16 protein-coding genes are annotated in these 15,492 nt (G+C 43.9%); 13 read left to right on the plus strand and 3 right to left on the minus strand.

Annotated elements, in window-relative coordinates; all coding sequences use genetic code 11:
• Positions 1-259: 259 nt before the first annotated feature.
• Positions 260-520 (minus strand): hypothetical protein, encoded by a 261-nt coding sequence (locus O9139_RS19420; protein ID WP_270881128.1) that lies wholly within the window; start codon positions 518-520, stop codon positions 260-262.
• A gap of 236 nt (positions 521-756) precedes the next feature.
• Here O9139_RS19420 and O9139_RS19425 point away from each other — a divergent pair, with 236 nt between their 5' ends.
• The 7 genes from O9139_RS19425 to O9139_RS19450 all read left to right on the plus strand — a co-directional run bounded on the left by O9139_RS19425 (position 757) and on the right by O9139_RS19450 (position 5,414).
• Positions 757-2,112: a copper amine oxidase N-terminal domain-containing protein gene (locus O9139_RS19425; RefSeq protein WP_270881129.1), complete on the plus strand. Its 1,356-nt coding sequence runs from the start codon at positions 757-759 to the stop codon at positions 2,110-2,112.
• A gap of 366 nt (positions 2,113-2,478) precedes the next feature.
• The gene (locus tag O9139_RS19430) at positions 2,479-2,625 is read left to right on the plus strand and encodes a hypothetical protein (RefSeq protein WP_270881130.1); all 147 of its coding nucleotides are present in this window, start codon (positions 2,479-2,481) and stop codon (positions 2,623-2,625) included.
• A gap of 513 nt (positions 2,626-3,138) precedes the next feature.
• Positions 3,139-3,660, plus strand: a complete 522-nt coding sequence (locus O9139_RS19435) for a GNAT family N-acetyltransferase (RefSeq protein ID WP_270881164.1) — start codon at positions 3,139-3,141, stop codon at positions 3,658-3,660.
• Positions 3,661-3,811: 151 nt separating this feature from the next.
• Positions 3,812-4,279 (plus strand): hypothetical protein, encoded by a 468-nt coding sequence (locus O9139_RS19440; RefSeq protein WP_270881131.1) that lies wholly within the window; start codon positions 3,812-3,814, stop codon positions 4,277-4,279.
• Between the two features lie 413 nt (positions 4,280-4,692).
• Positions 4,693-4,770 (plus strand): potassium-transporting ATPase subunit F, encoded by a 78-nt coding sequence (locus tag O9139_RS33380; RefSeq protein WP_377526295.1) that lies wholly within the window; start codon positions 4,693-4,695, stop codon positions 4,768-4,770.
• 32 nt (positions 4,771-4,802) lie between these two features.
• Entirely contained in the window at positions 4,803-4,973 is a 171-nt protein-coding gene (locus O9139_RS19445) for a hypothetical protein (protein ID WP_270881132.1), read from the plus strand.
• Between the two features lie 21 nt (positions 4,974-4,994).
• Positions 4,995-5,414 carry a GNAT family N-acetyltransferase gene (locus O9139_RS19450; RefSeq protein ID WP_270881133.1) on the plus strand — a complete coding sequence of 140 codons (420 nt, stop codon included), beginning with the start codon at positions 4,995-4,997 and terminating at the stop codon, positions 5,412-5,414.
• A 232-nt stretch (positions 5,415-5,646) separates the two neighbouring features.
• On the opposite strand, the gene gpmA is transcribed toward O9139_RS19450, so the two are convergent.
• Complete coding sequence (gene gpmA / locus O9139_RS19455) at positions 5,647-6,420, minus strand: 2,3-diphosphoglycerate-dependent phosphoglycerate mutase (RefSeq protein WP_270881134.1); 774 nt, start codon at positions 6,418-6,420, stop codon at positions 5,647-5,649.
• Positions 6,421-6,536: 116 nt separating this feature from the next.
• Here gpmA and O9139_RS19460 point away from each other — a divergent pair, with 116 nt between their 5' ends.
• Positions 6,537-6,773, plus strand: coding sequence for an Imm53 family immunity protein (locus O9139_RS19460; RefSeq protein WP_270881135.1), 237 nt, complete (start codon positions 6,537-6,539; stop codon positions 6,771-6,773).
• A 295-nt stretch (positions 6,774-7,068) separates the two neighbouring features.
• Here O9139_RS19460 and O9139_RS19465 read toward each other — a convergent pair whose 3' ends face one another.
• Complete coding sequence (locus O9139_RS19465) at positions 7,069-8,970, minus strand: N-acetylmuramoyl-L-alanine amidase (protein ID WP_270881136.1); 1,902 nt, start codon at positions 8,968-8,970, stop codon at positions 7,069-7,071.
• A gap of 905 nt (positions 8,971-9,875) precedes the next feature.
• On the opposite strand from O9139_RS19465, the gene O9139_RS19470 reads away from it, so the two are divergent.
• From O9139_RS19470 to O9139_RS19490, 5 genes are all read left to right on the plus strand, one after another.
• Positions 9,876-10,037 carry a hypothetical protein gene (locus O9139_RS19470; RefSeq protein ID WP_270881137.1) on the plus strand — a complete coding sequence of 54 codons (162 nt, stop codon included), beginning with the start codon at positions 9,876-9,878 and terminating at the stop codon, positions 10,035-10,037.
• 74 nt (positions 10,038-10,111) lie between these two features.
• Positions 10,112-10,480: an ABC transporter permease family protein gene (locus tag O9139_RS19475; RefSeq protein WP_270881138.1), complete on the plus strand. Its 369-nt coding sequence runs from the start codon at positions 10,112-10,114 to the stop codon at positions 10,478-10,480.
• A 33-nt stretch (positions 10,481-10,513) separates the two neighbouring features.
• Positions 10,514-11,992 (plus strand): sulfatase-like hydrolase/transferase, encoded by a 1,479-nt coding sequence (locus tag O9139_RS19480; RefSeq protein WP_270881139.1) that lies wholly within the window; start codon positions 10,514-10,516, stop codon positions 11,990-11,992.
• A gap of 386 nt (positions 11,993-12,378) precedes the next feature.
• Positions 12,379-13,905 carry an extracellular solute-binding protein gene (locus O9139_RS19485; RefSeq protein ID WP_270881140.1) on the plus strand — a complete coding sequence of 509 codons (1,527 nt, stop codon included), beginning with the start codon at positions 12,379-12,381 and terminating at the stop codon, positions 13,903-13,905.
• Between the two features lie 30 nt (positions 13,906-13,935).
• Positions 13,936-15,480, plus strand: a complete 1,545-nt coding sequence (locus tag O9139_RS19490; protein WP_270881141.1) for a type 2 periplasmic-binding domain-containing protein — start codon at positions 13,936-13,938, stop codon at positions 15,478-15,480.
• Positions 15,481-15,492 lie beyond the last annotated feature (12 nt).

The raw sequence follows: 15,492 nt of genomic DNA on the forward strand, positions 1-15,492 counted from the left end.
ACCCGTTGAGCTATTGGAGTGAAAACCTCCAGGGGCGGCGTAGAGAATGGAAGAACATGGGGTTCTAATCTCACCCTCTATTTCCGCACGCCTTCATGTTTCCTGATCCTCAACTAGGGTTGCTCTAACAATCTTACCGTAGATCTGGCAAGACGAAATCTTGCGAATAAGCGAGCATTCGTGAGAAAACTGAATCGTACAGAGTGAGTTTAATTGCAAGTGGCTTTGTTTCTGAAGTGATTCAAAATTTTATTGTATTTTAGCTTTTTTGAACAACATAGGAAAAGTTACACAAGTAGTGCCTTTCGATTACTCCTTGGATAAACAGATAGGCACAAACCAATAGCCACAACGTTTTTTTATCGATACCCATCGTGGCAAATGCTAAAACTAAGGCCCCAAACAAAAAAACAATCATGTCATATGCTTTCGCTTTAGCTCGATTCGCGATTACCAGATTACGCTCATCTTTTTTGTCGATTTCCATCTGCTTTGCTGAGTCAGGATGATTCTTCACCATGCGTCGGCCGATTAGCTCTCCCATGCCGTAATGTAAAGCAAACTTTCCATAAAAAGGGCCATCCTGGCGAAGGATGGCCCTAAAACTTGCCGTTACAGATAGCGCTGAGAACCTTAGCAAATATACGAGTGCATTGTGAAAATATTAACAAATTCTCAAAATAGCATAAATACATATTTTACATAAGTCATATATAGTAGAAACTATTCATTTAAATATTTTTAAGGAGAGAATCGATGAAGAAGATGTTGAAGTGGATTGGAGCGGCGGCATCAGTCATGACCGCTATACTTGCCGGAGGAGCTTCCGTCGCAAGTGCTGCAGACGCTGACATTGCACTTCGTTCGGCAATGGAAGGTATGAACGGCACGTTAGGCTGGGCAGCTGATACCCAGATGATTATCGTTGACGTGGCCGGCAGCAAAGCCAGCCTAAAGGTGGGTTCGACTGATGCGACGATCAAAGGTCAAGCGGTCAAGCTGGATAAAGCACCCTACGTAATGAACGGAGCGACGCAAATTTCTCCTGCGACTCTGAAGCAGATTCAGGATGCTCTCAAAGGTAGCGACAAGCTGTTGTTCACATTCTCCTCGGTGGGTGACTGCCGCATCGAAGACGGCTACACTGGAGCTTCCGCACAGGATCTGAAGTGGATGGTTAATACAAAAGTACTGACCCGCATGACTGATGAGATGGAGGCAAAGAAATCGAACATGTTGCTCTTTAACGGCGATATGATTTTGGGATACTCGAAGAACTCCGACGTCAATTACTTGAACCGTCAGTACGCCTACTGGCGCGGTGTGGTTGGAACGGCTTTCGAGCACGGCATGTACGTATTCCCTGTGCCTGGCAATCATGAGGTGCAGGACAAGTACAAGGATGAAAATGGGAAAACGGTTAAAAAAGCTACGGAGTCAAACGAGAACACCTGGCGTGATAACATGGGCGACATTATAGTCGATTCGCAGCGGTTTTCGCAAATTCTCGGTGACAACATCGCTGGATTTGATCCGAATAATTATCCGCAAATCGGGGGCGTAGACAAAATTTCCACAAACCAAAAGCAGCTCGATTATTCGTTCGACTACCGAGGATCGCACTTTGCCATCATTAATACTGACCCGACAGGAAACGATTCGCATGCTCCAACTGAGTGGTTGGCGAAAGACCTCGCAGCTGCCAAAGCTCGAGGTATGAAGCACAACTTCGTATTTGGCCATAAGATGGCTTACACGTATATTTATGATCCTTCAATTACTGAACCGGGGGGCCTTGACGCAGATAAAACAGCTGCGGATGCGTTCTGGAAGGTGATTGAAGATAATAAAGCGACGTACCTAAGCGGTCATGAACATATTACAGATATTAGCCGTCCGAATAACGGCTCCGCGTACCAAATCATTGTAGGCTCCGGTGGTTCGCCATTTGAAGCCGTGAAGCCGACCGGTAAGGATACGGATCGTTACTATGCCTATGTAACGGCTAAGGTATACGAGAGCGGCAAGGTGCATTTCGATGCGTACGGTTTTGATGCGAACTTCGGTCCTACGCAGAATTTCATGAGCTGGGATCTGGAGCAGGGCTTCTAATCGGTCAATTAATAGTGAAGAGGCTTGGCGAGTTGCGCCAAGCTTTTTTGTGATTTGCGCTTTGCCAACCTGTTTAGGGTTATTAAGTGATTTTATAAAATAATAATAATAATATATCAGGTAGCCTGAAAGAAGCACAATCCAATTCAATTTACTTCGCAGAATACGGGTTCTGCGAAGTATGTGGTAAATTGAGAGAGCTAAGAACTCCCCATAAAATAAGCATATGCCTGCTGCTGCACACTTACACTACGCCAGACGGCCATCTTATCTGCTGGCGTTTTGAGTTAAAGTAACTAGCAGGATGCTTGAACGAGTAATTGAATAAATACCAATATTAATCTATGAGTCAGGATGTTGCTAAAAATGAGTTATCTGGGAGCCTTAAGGTTAAATCAAGAAAGCAAACAGAAAAAAATTGAAGAAATACTTGAAGAAAATAAAGCACAAAGCGTCGGGCAGGGTTATATTGACATCATAACTACTCTAGATATATTCGAAATTTGGTGTTAGAGCTCACAGAAATCGGAATAGCCATTAATAGTGTATCTTGGTGGTGCCATTGTATTGATGAGAATAGGAGTCTTTATGAATGTCCACATGGAATGGGAGGTCCCCAAAGCATTCATTTTGATGGCTGGTTCTGTGAAATGGGCTTAGATTTTGAAAGTTTTGATCTACCTGATGGTATAACAAAAATTAGAACAGGAAAATGTATCACCTGCTGAAATAAATTCAATAAATGAATCAATATTGGTATATATAAATCAATTTAAGTCAGATGAACGGACCTCGTGTGCAACCCCATCGTAGCGAGGCGCTCGTTTTTGTTCAAACGCCAAATTATTCATTTTACAGGAGTTCTAACGGGCAGGGTAGAGGTGATGAGGTGGTGATATTGTAATCAATGTGGACTTATTCGTTAAACTAACTGGCAGTTTAGATAAGAAGGAAATAATAGTAAAATAGGCTTAGCCACTTTTACAACGGTAATTTGCATGTTAGGAGTGTGGATCCGTGTTTACAATGGAAATTTTGCAAATAGAAGATGTATTAACTGAGATGCTTGATTCTTTTGAACGTTTTCAAATAACTACACGGGTGATTTTTAATGATAGGGGTACATGGTTTGAGACCGGCGATTCGTTTGAAGATAATTGGACGTTGGAAAGGAAACGGCAAATAGTCGAGCATTTTAAAGATACGATTAAGAATGGCGGTGCTGTTGTAATTGCTAAACAAGGTGCACAATTGATTGGTTTCGCTATTATAGAAGCTGTGCCATTTGGAAGTGAGTCTATTTATCGGGAGTTATCTTTTCTTCATGTAACCCGTTCCGTGCGAGGACGAAAGGTGGGTGAGTATCTTTTTCTGAAGGCAAAAGAAGTTGCAAAATTATTAGGTGCAGAAAAACTGTATATAGGGGCGCACCCATCCGTGGAAACTCAAAATTTCTATCGCAAAATGGGTTGTGTGCAAGCGGTAGAGATTAATGAGTTTATTTATAAACGAGAAATTCGGGACATTCAATTAGAGGTCACGTTATAACAAGTGTATTTTCTAAATCTGTAAACTAAATGGAGGTGATTAAGAATTTGATTAAGGTGTATAACTAAGAAAGCCTACCGTTCCTTCATGTATTGCAACCAAGTGTTCGACAATCGAATACAGCATATACTGATGTACGGAGGTGCTTGAGATGGATTTTCTGAAGGATTTAGGCAGGCTGGCAGGCGATGTGACAGGCAAAGTGCTCGGAGGAACTGTCCGTGTGGCAGGGGAGCTTGTTCGCAGTGAATATATAAAGGAAATCGGTAATGATATAGAACAGGTCACGGCCAAAACTGGCGTGATCGCAGGCCATGCAGCGAGCGGTATATGGAATTTAAGCACAGGCCTAATTACCGCGGATAAGCAGCAATCGAAAGCTGGACTCCATGAACTTGAACAAACGGCCATTACGACGGCAAGAGGAGTTGTCCATGGCATCGAGTATGTGGTTGAGTGCGGAAAAGATGTCGTGACAGGCTTCAAGGACAGCGATAAGGCGCGGTTGAAAGACGGCGTGAAAAAGCTGGGAAAAGCGGCTGCTATCAGCATTCTGGCTATCGGTGTGATCGATGTCGTCGATGGTCCGGACGTACCGGATTCCTCAGGTACAGTGTAAGTAAGACAATGTGCCTTCATAAAAACAGATATAACGAGATATCGTTGTGTCTGTTTTTAGTATTGGTACTAGTTAGTGTACCAGAATAGTGGTCAAGACAGCTAAATGAATATCGGGACGAAATGGACGTTCTTAATCATACGGCACCTGTTGATCGAAGGAACGCTGCAAAAGGTGTATTTATTGAATTGAAGAGATTTGGGTTAAACTTATAAAGAGTGGTGCGATGATGAAAAGCACCGGGGAAAGACTAATTACCAGAAAAAGCAAAAGGCACCCTGTTGGGTGCCTTTTGCTTTTAACTTTCGTCGTATTCGGTTTTTCCTCGCTTGCATAATTTCATCACTAGACTCCTCCATCATTTGCTCAATGACAAACCCCTCTTTTGACAACGCATTCACATAGGTTGATGCATGATCGTGATAGGGATAATTGCGGTTGCATTAATTGTATATCTCGGAATTGTCTTGGTAAAACCCGAGAAATTTTAATTATCTGATCTAAATGAAAGGGAGATCTTGAGATGGGAATGGGATTGTTACAGGTAGTTATTACACTGGTTATCATCATGTTGTTAGTGAAACCGGTCTTGGTAGCTTGGTACATTTTTGATATCAATAATAGAACGAATCCATCTAAAATTAATTATTTTCTTGGTAGGACTGTAACCTTATTATTATTTGATCCAGAATAATCAAAAGGGTGGGGATGGGAAATGAATTTATTCAGAGAGATGACAATAAATGATTATGAACAAATGATTGAATTATGGAATGGCATTGAGGGATTAGCTTTAAGCAATGCTGATTCTAAGGAAAACATTGAATTTTATCTGCAGAGAAACAGTGGATTAAGTTATGTATGCGAACAAGATAATAAAATCGTTGGGACTATTTTATGTGGGCACGATGGGAGAAGAGGTTTCATCTATCATGTGTCCGTAAATCCAGATTATCGAAAACAAGGAATTGCTAACAAACTAGTGCAAAAGAGCTTGGACCAATTGAACAAAGCGGGCATTGATAAGTGCCACATATTTGTGATTGAAGATAATTTAGTTGGAAATGCCTTTTGGTCTTCATCTGGCTGGGAAAAAAGAAGTGGATTTTTTGTATATTCAAGGAATACGCGATAAGCAAACACAGATGCAACTAAATGGATACAAGAGCTCAATAAACACGAAGAAACGGCAGCCGCACAAGGACTGCCGTTTTCTCAACTAACTGGCGGGATAGATTAAGATCATACGCAGGGAAACGTACTATAAGAAAGTGCAAGTTATATATCTTCCGCGCCTTGATTATAGCCACTGTCGATCGCGACGTGCTGAATGGACGCGATCAAGGCCACTTCTCCGAATGCACCTCTCACTCGGACGGAAGTGGTGACTGCCCGACATTAATAGTGGGGGGCATATGGGAAGGAATCGTTCCTTCCGGCATCTCGCCGTCAATGCCCAAGAAATAATGCCGGATCGGCGATAATTGCTCGTTCAATTCGTACACGAGCGGGATGCCGGTCGGTATGTTCAGATCGGCGATCCCGTCGGCAGGGACTCGATCCAGATGCTTCACCAACGCCCGTAACGTATTGCCGTGAGCCGCAATGAGAATGTGCTTGCCGGACGAGAGAGCGGGGGCGATTATCTCCTTCCAGTACTTTAACACTCTGCGCTCCGTATCATCGAGATTTTCCGTTAACGGAAATTCCCCTTCTTTTAAATTCCGGTAGCGTGGCGCGGACGCTTCGTATCGGGCATCGTTTTGATCCAATGCAGGCGGGCGAACGTCGACGGACCTGCGCCACAAGTGAACTTGCTCTTCTCCGTATTTCTCGGCCGTCTCGGCTTTGTTCAATCCTTGCAGGGCGCCGTAATGCCGTTCGTTCAGCATCCAGCTTTTGAATTCCGGAATCCACGTCAAATCCATTTCTTGAAGAATGATCCACATCGTCCGAATCGCACGCTTCAGAACGGATGTATGCGCTGCGTCGAAGACGTAACCCTGATTTCTCAGGATGATTCCGGCTTGTCTTGCTTCTTCGAGACCGTTCGGAGACAAATCCACGTCTGTCCAGCCCGTAAATCGGTTCTCGAGATTCCATTCGCTCTGTCCATGGCGGATCATTACTACTTTGATCATGCGGAATTCTCCTTGTATAAGGATAAGTTGCCTAACTCCATCATAGTTGTCAGCTTTGGCAAAAGCAAATGACCATAAAAATGGTCAGTATATAGTAAGGATTGTCTTGGGAGCATATGCAGCAAATAAAAATTGATACAATCGATAATCCTGGTTGGTTCATTCGAATTGACTTACTCGAGACTAGTCTCGAAAACGAAATTTTCAATCGCATTCAAATTGAACGTACTGAAACTGACTGGCTTATATGTAGAGTTGAAGACCACACTTTTATGGGAAGTGGAGGAGTGTTTAATTTAGATGAAATAATCGAAGTTTTTAAAAATTGGGCAATTTCTTGTATACAAAAATAAAACTCTAGGTGTTTCCCGCATCTCAGAAGAATAGAAGACCGACTACCGTTAATGGTATGCCGGTCTTCTATTTAAATTACGCAATATCATAATTTGATAAATTTGAAAATTTCAATTGTTAATACCTAGGGCTACGATAGCACAGTAGATAAAAGTATTTACGAGTTAGCAAGTTCTTGGATCTGGAACTTCAGTTATTTTTCGAAAAGTCCATCCATCGTATTTCCGTACAACAAACCTATAGAACTCTCAGGGAAATCAACATCTTCATCCGTCTTTCCTTGATAATTTTAGATCAATTGGCGTCGATGTCGACGTCCGAAGCTTTCACGAAGGCAAATCGATGGTTGAATTGTATGCGGTAATATTCTTCGTTGCCTATTACTTCTTTAGAATCAAGATAAGGATCATAGGTAAAAACTTTTGCATTGTAATAATCGCCTTTCACTTTCTCGAAGGCCACATACTCCTGTCCTTGTTGAATCGTATATTGCAGGGGATTGAGAGTGTTAGGGCTAACACCGCTCGGATATGCGCTGACTTCCGGATAAGCGCCTCCATATACCGGAATCGTTGCTTTTCCCGCTTTCGGCTTAATGATTAGTCCATCGGATTTCACCGTATTCCGTTGATTAGGATCGTAGAACCACGCCTTTTGTCCGCCGTACCAAATCGCGTCCCAATCCCCTTGACGGTCGGCTAGATAAAATGTTTGCCCAGTTACCGCTTTATCGCCCCAATTTAAGGCCTCCGTCTTATCTTCGCCTTGGGTAGCAGCATCGTCCAAGAGTGGAGCTTCGAAGCTTGGCGAAGTATACAAGTAAACAAAGTCGGAAGGTTGTGAAGGAGCGTCACTAAATGAGTTCTGGTTTGTCTGGAAATGCGGTTTAATCATCACAAGCTTTTGAGAGCCCCCGCTAGGATGAATCGGTGCACCCAGCAATTCCATATAATGTTCCCAATCCCAGAACGGTCCGGGATCACGATGCATCGTTTTTTGCTTGGATGCGGACAACCCGGGAACTTCTTCATGCCCGAAAATATGGGCGCGGTCGATCGGAATGTTATACTTATTGGCTAAGTATTTCACAAGTTTTGCCGAGGAACGATATAGTTGTTCGCTATACCAGGTAGCCCCTTCCTTGGCGAAGCCTTCGTGCTCGACCCCGATCGAATGCATGTTAAAGTACCAATTCCCTGCATGCCAACCGACATCTTTATTATTCACCATCTGCGTCACATCGCCGTCAGAGGATCGAATGACATAATGCGCCGCAACGTAGGAATACGGATTTTGAAAAATATTGATCGTGTCGTTGTAGCTTTCCTCCGTATCATGGATGAGAATATAGCGGATATCTGGCCCGTAATTGGGACGGTCGGCCGGGTCATAATTAGAGTAGTCGCCTGGATTGGCGCTGTGCTGCTGATAAGCAGCCGGAACGAAATGGCAGGAAATACTATTCGGACAATCCGCATCGTCTTGTTTACTAGTATGCAACTTTAGAGAATTCGCTGTTGCATCGTTATGTTTTAACTGTTGGGCGGCAAGATGCACAAGTTGTCCATTGGACGTTTGCCGTTCGGCCCCTTGATTGATCGTATCGTATACTACATTGGCAAAATCCAGAGCAGCAGACGCTTCCGTTGAACCGCTGAATTTGACTACGGCCCCATACCAGTCCTCTGGATTAGTCGGAACCGTTCCGGTCGTTTCCTTAGCGTATTGGGCTAGTAAAGCTGCCGCACCGCGAATATTTTGCTTCGGATCGCTTTTTAATTCATCCGGAGTAAGCTGAAGCAGCTTCGCCGCAGCTGAAAGAGTGAGATTGGAATCCTGTGTAACTGTTGTATTTTGCTGTTCCTCTGATCCTTTGGAATCTTCAAGGTCTCCATGTTCATTATCGGTAAGATGCATGATTCCGTATCCGGCTGATGTACTTGGCTCGCCATTGTGGTGCTCCCAACGGGTAAGGTTGTAAGAAACAGATAATAGGATGCTTTCCGGGACACCAAATTCTTTCGCGGCTGCAGTAAAAGCATCTTGAAGCGAATCACTCTGAATGACTGCGGCATTTGCAGAAAGAGGTTGCTTCACCCACGGTAATGAAACAGGTGTGAAGGAAACGATTCCAAAGAGTAAGCCGGTTAGTGCGAGTGGAACGATGAATTTCTTAATACGAAAATGATGGCGCATGATCAATCCTCCTACTAGATTAATTTACTAAATTTACTAATAGTTTCAGTAACATTATAGATGAAATTTTATATCCTCATCAACATTAGAAAATGAAATAAATTTACAAAAATGATACCTGGATCTAGTCAAATCAAACTAAATGCTAAAAAATACTTCAGGAATTTCCAATGATTCTACACTATTACCTATTTTTCAACGCAATTCCTAGCCGACCGCTACTTATCATCCCAAAAAAATGAACTAAAAGCACTATACTTTTTACCCTGAAAAACACGCCTGAAATGAATAGAATAAAGGTCAATATGGTGTTAGTGGAATAAAATGTGAATTTTGTTGAAACGCGTGAAGAGATCGTTAGAAGTACTTTTTCTATACTCGAGAGAACGTATCAAATCTGATGATAAACTAATTAAGGCTTAATAAGCAGCGCTAAACATCGTCTTGTCATTTATGACATCAAGTTCTTGTCAACCGACAATAAATTTCGCTGTCCAATGAAACAAATGTGCCTACATAAACTAGAGCGAAAAAGCTAGAGAAATCAAGCTTTTATTTTTTTATGTAGGTGAATTTGTGTCATAGAAAAATGCAAAAATTTCCCTACATTGTAGTCCTGTGAGACAAATCTCCCTACATGCAAGACACCGACCTCTAGACAAGTTAAAGATTCGATCAATTTTCAGCAAGCAGGAGATAAACTAACGGGAGTTTAGTGCAACAAAAAAATATTGTACACCTCCAGAATATGGAATAAACTTAACGTATCAATGTAGAACTTCGTATGGTTTATGAGAATGGAGGATTCGACCAATGGATAATAATTCAAACAAAAAAATGGCAAGTGGACTGGCAATTTAGTCAAAACCTTGACGGGCGGAGGGCCATTCTACGCGACCGAGACGGTGGATCTGTACATTTATAATTTCGCCTTCAGCACAAGCGGCTTCCCACAGATCGGGTATGCGTCGATGGCTGGTATTGTATTTGGCGTTGCCATTTTTATATTGACTGCACTTCTCGGTCTTCTTGCGAAGTGGCTGCAGCGGGCAGGAGGCAGGGGATGATGACAAGAAAAAATGGTCATCTGGTCATATCCTGCTGACGGTCTTCGGATTCATCTCTGGATTTTTCCTTTTATTTGTTGAAAACGAATCAGGAGTATATCACCTCGGGCTTAAATCTCCTTTCCGAATCCATGCAGTGGATGAACTATGCGCGCGCATGGAAGGCTGGCCACTTCTCGGATTATTTCAAAAACTCGGTGATCGTGACGGTATCGCCGGTCGTTATTGTTACCTTGCTGTGCATGTGGACCGGCTGCGCGCTCGGTCGCGTCAACTTCCCGGGTAGAAAGCTGCTCGTATTTATCTTCAGCGCTACAATGTTTATGCCAAAGGGATACACCATTATCCCGGTGTATTTGATCCTGAAACAGTTGGGACTCCTCAATACGATGCCCGGTGTCATTTTGGCGGAATCCTCCGGTGCCCATGTGTTGTTAATCTAAGGATAATAAATTTAGCCAGGGAGGCTGCTCTGAATGGAGAAAAAACCGCATATCGTTATTTTCAATCCTGATCAATGGAGGGGGGACGTCCTCGGACATGTCGGAAACGCTGCGGCGGTAACGCCGGTTCTCGATCGACTGGTCGAAACCGAGGCAGTTTCGTTCCGCAGCGCCTTTTGCCAAAACCCGGTGTGTACGCCGAGCAGATGCTCGTTTATGAGCGGCTGGTATCCGCATGTACGGGGTCATCGCACGATGTTCCATATGATGCAGCCCGATGAGCCGGTTCTGCTGCGCACGATAAAGGAGCAGGGCTACTCCGTATGGTGGGGCGGGAAGAACGACCTGGTTCCTGCGGAGAGCGGCTATGACGCTTACTGTGATATCAAGTATAAACCGGAGAAGCAGCCGCGCCCGGAATCAAACCTGCACGGATATGATCTGTGGAGGGGTGAGCCCGAAGGGGACAACTATTACTCCTTCTACGCCGGCAAACTTGAAAAAGACCCGGCCGAGGAAGCTTATTATGACAGCGATTGGGCGAATGTGTTAGGAGCCATCGAATTTATCAAGAACGCTCCCGAGGATCAGCCGATTTGCCTCTACCTGCCCTTGCTTTATCCTCATCCGCCTTATGGCGTGGAGGAGCCTTGGTTCAGCCAGATTGACAGGAAGAAGCTGCCGCCAAGGATTCCTGCGCCCGACAATTGGGACGGCAAGCCAAGTCTGCTTAAGGGTATTTACGAAAGGCAGAATCTTCAAACATGGTCGGAGGAACGCTGGGACGAGCTGCGGGCGACCTATTACGGTATGTGCTCCCGAGTGGATCATCAGTTCGGATTGCTTCTCGATGCCTTGAAGGAAGCCGGCATTTATGATGATACGGCGGTGTTCTTCTTCTCCGATCACGGCGACTTCACGGGAGATTACGGACTCGTAGAGAAAACGCAGAATACGTTTGAGGATACGTTAACCCGGGTACCTTTTGTTATTAAGCCGCCGAAGCACATTCCCGTTGTACCCCGAGTCAGCGATGCTTTGGTGGAGTTGATCGATTTTCCCGCTACTGTCGAGGCGCTACTTGATTTGAAACCGGAGCACACCCATTTCGGACGCTCGCTTCTGCCGCTTCTGGCGGGGGAAACGTACGAGCATCGTGATGCCGTCTTTTGCGAAGGCGGCAGAATCCATGGCGAAATTCACTGCATGGAGAAGGACAGCATCGCTCAGACGACACCAACCGGCTTATACTGGCCCAGGGTAGGCTTGCAGCAGAGTGAAAGAGCGGAGCATACGAAGGCCGTCATGTGCCGCACCAAAACGCATAAGTATGTGAGGCGCTTATATGAGTCGGATGAGCTTTACGATCTGCAAAGCGATCCCGGAGAAATGGCCAATCGGATAGATGACCCTTCTTTATCCGGCGTACTCGCTGAACTGAAGGACCGGCTGCTGACTTTTTATCAGGAAACGGCGGATGTGGTCCCGCATAAGACCAACCAGCGTTTTTAGCAAAGTTTTCGGTAAAAAGCCTATACAGATCGAAGATGAGGGGCACCTTTAGGTGCTCTCTCTTTTTTTGCGCCTGACTAGGCCCCAAATCATGGTACACATTTATACACCGTCCCTCCCACGGTCCCATTTCTTGTTTTTTGTATACCTGGAATTAAAAATAAATGGATTGACACAAAAATAGGCAAATGCTAATATAATTTTCATACTAAAGTAAGTTAATAGGAATTATATGTTTTATGTTTAAATTGTTCTTATAAAAAAAATAATCCGAATGTCAACCGGACCACCGGAGACTTCCCTTTCTCACTAAATGAAAGGGAAGTCTCTTTTATTTTATCTATGCGAGGAGAACGATGGAAATGGCAAAACGTAGGATGGGAAATATGAAAAAAAGAACCTTTTTATTAATGGCCGCAATGTTAGTAGTCGGGATGTTGGAGGGGTGTGCGCCCGATAGCAAGACTACAAGTAGCGTAGCTGGAAACACCTCACCCCAGGATGATTTAAAGGATAAGCTGGCAATTAACATAACGACGATCAGCTATGAGGGTGGAGGCTGGCCGGACCATCACCCAATGATTGATTTCCTAAACAAAAAATTCAATATTGATTTAAATATTCAGTGGATACCGGCTGATAGTTACTCCGAGAAATTAAATGTTCTTGCGGCCTCGGGTGAATTCCCGGATGCATTTCTATTGCAAAGGCCAGACTTTTTAAAATTTCGTGATAAGGGCGTATTCCTTGACGTCAAGCCATTGCTTGCTAAATACCCGAATTTGGTTAAAAATCTCGGTGGAGATAAGACCCTCCAATATATGAACCCGAACGGCAAATATTTTGGCCTCCCATACTACGGAATTGAAACACGAGATTCACTCGGCATTCGTAAAGACTGGCTTGATAAGCTTGGTTTGCAAATGCCAACAACCACCGATGATTTTCTAAAAGTAACGACAGCGTTTGCCACTCAGGATCCGGACGGCAACGGAAAGAATGATACAATCGGCTTTTCTGCAGCATTAACACCGACCAAGACGGATTTCCAATTTATTGACCAGATCAAAATGGCCTTCGGGTTAGTCAACGGGTGGGGGTTAAAAGACGGTAAATTAATCAGTTGGCATACGCAAAACCGGGAGCTGAAGGATTTCGCAACGTTCATGAACAAGGCTTACACTTCGGGAGCGCTTGATAAGGATTTTGCTGTTAACAAGAACAAGGACCCACAAGACAAATATACGTCGGGCAAGGTAGGTACGGACCAGATCGTTCCGACACAAGTGTACCAAAACATTGTCCCACCTTTGTTAAAAGTGGATCCCAAGGCGGAAACGGTACAGCTTTTGCCGCCGAAAGGTCCTACCGGGTTACAAGGGACGACGACTTCCTCTGCCACGCAAAAGGTTGTCATCAACGCAAAGATCGATCCGAAAAAGCAGGATCGGATCATGAAGCTGTTCGATTATTTTCTTTCGGATGAAGGAAATATTCTAACCAAGAATGGCATTGAGGGGCTCGATTACAAAAAAGACGGCAACAGTTACGTGAAGTTACCAGACTTTGATAAAGACCGGCCTTATTTGATCTCGATCTGGCTGCTGCGGAGGAACGATCCCAATATACAGATTCGCTTATGGGACGATCAAACAATGGTGGACAATGTCAATCATTGGTTTAAAAACAACGCTCCTTACAAAAAACCGAATGAAGCGGCCGGACTGGAGTCGGCGACAGATACGAAGCTTGGACCGAACATCGATGTGAAATTTATGGGAAGCATGGTCAAGGTGATTATGGGTGAACAGCCTATCGATTCCATTGATCAGGCGGTAGAACAATGGAAAAAAGACGGTGGCGATAAAATTACACAAGAATATAACGATGCTTATCAAGCACTTCAAAAGTAGCTATTTACTAAGCAGCTAGGGGCGTTGAACATGAAAAAATGGATGCTTACATCAGTGAGTGTATTATTAACAGCAGGATTTCTAACAGCATGCATGTCCATAAGCAAGTCGACTTACAGTGGAACAGATGGCGGCTCCTATGATTCGGGAACCAAAACAGTTCAAGACGACATGAAGGAAAAGCTGGAAATCAATATCATGACGATCAGTTATGAAGGGGGAGGTTGGCCGGACCACCATCCAATGATCGATTATTTGAATAAAAAATTCAACGTCGATCTGAAGTTCCAGTGGATACCCTCGGATAATTATGATGAGAAGTTAAATGTGCTCGCTGCCTCGGGAAGTTTTCCTGATGCATTTACCACCACAGGTGGCGAATTTTTGAAGTGGCGGGACAAAGGGGTTTTCCTTGATGTCAAGCCCATGATATCCAGGTATCCGAATTTGCTGAAAAACCTAGGCGGGGAACAGAGCCTTCAATTCATGAGTCCAAAAGGGAAATATTTCGGACTTCCCTATTATGCTATTGATACCCGTGATTCGTTTGGCATCCGTCAGGACTGGTTAGATAAGCTCGGTCTGAAATTACCAACAACGATGGACCAATTTTACAATGTCGCAAAGTTATTTGTTACCCAAGATCCAGATGGTGACGGGAAATCCGATACAATCGGATTTTCGACATCATTGACGCCGACTAAAGACGACTTTGATCACATCGACGACATTAAGGCGGCTTTCGGTCTTGTCAACGGATGGGGATTGAAGGACGGTAAAATAATTAGTTGGCATACGCAGAACAAAGAACTTAAAGACTTTGCGTCCTTCATGCACAAAGCTTATGTCGAAGGAGTATTGGATAAAGACTTCGCTGTGAACAAAACGAAGGATCCTCAGGAAAAATATTCGGCTAATAAAGTGGGAATTATGGACGTGGTGCCCACCAACTATTATCAAACCTACGATGTGAATTTGAAAAAACTCGCTCCGAAAGCTGTGACAGCCCAGCTCCTCCCTCCGAAGGGTCCCAATGGGCAGCAAGGTACAAAAACTAGCATGGGAACGCAAAAGCTTGTTATTAATTCAAAGATCGATCCAAAAAAACAGGAACGCCTATTGAAAATGTTCGATTACTTTGTTTCAGATGAGGGCAACATCATGACCAAGAATGGAATCGAAGGCGTACATTATAAAAAAGATGGGGACAAATACAGTAAGCTTGACGCTTTTGCCGGAGACCGTCCCTACATTATATCTACATGGCTACTGAGGCGGTTTGATCCCGATATTCAAATCAGACTTTGGGACGATCAGGAGATGGTAAACAAAGTAAACCAGTGGTTTACCAATAACGCCCCTTTCAAATGGCCGAATACATCAGTGGGCCTGGAATCTGCTACTTATAATAAGCTTGGAATTACAATTGACCAGAAATTTATGGCCGCACTCGTTAAAGTTATTATCGGCGAACTACCTATTGATACTATTGACCAGGCAGTGGATCAATGGAAAAAAGATGGTGGCGACACGATAACCAAAGAATATAACGATGCTTATCAGAAACTGCAGTAAGCATTCCTAGCG

The organism is Paenibacillus aestuarii (assembly GCF_027789125.1).
Classification (GTDB): domain Bacteria; phylum Bacillota; class Bacilli; order Paenibacillales; family NBRC-103111; genus Paenibacillus_E; species Paenibacillus_E aestuarii.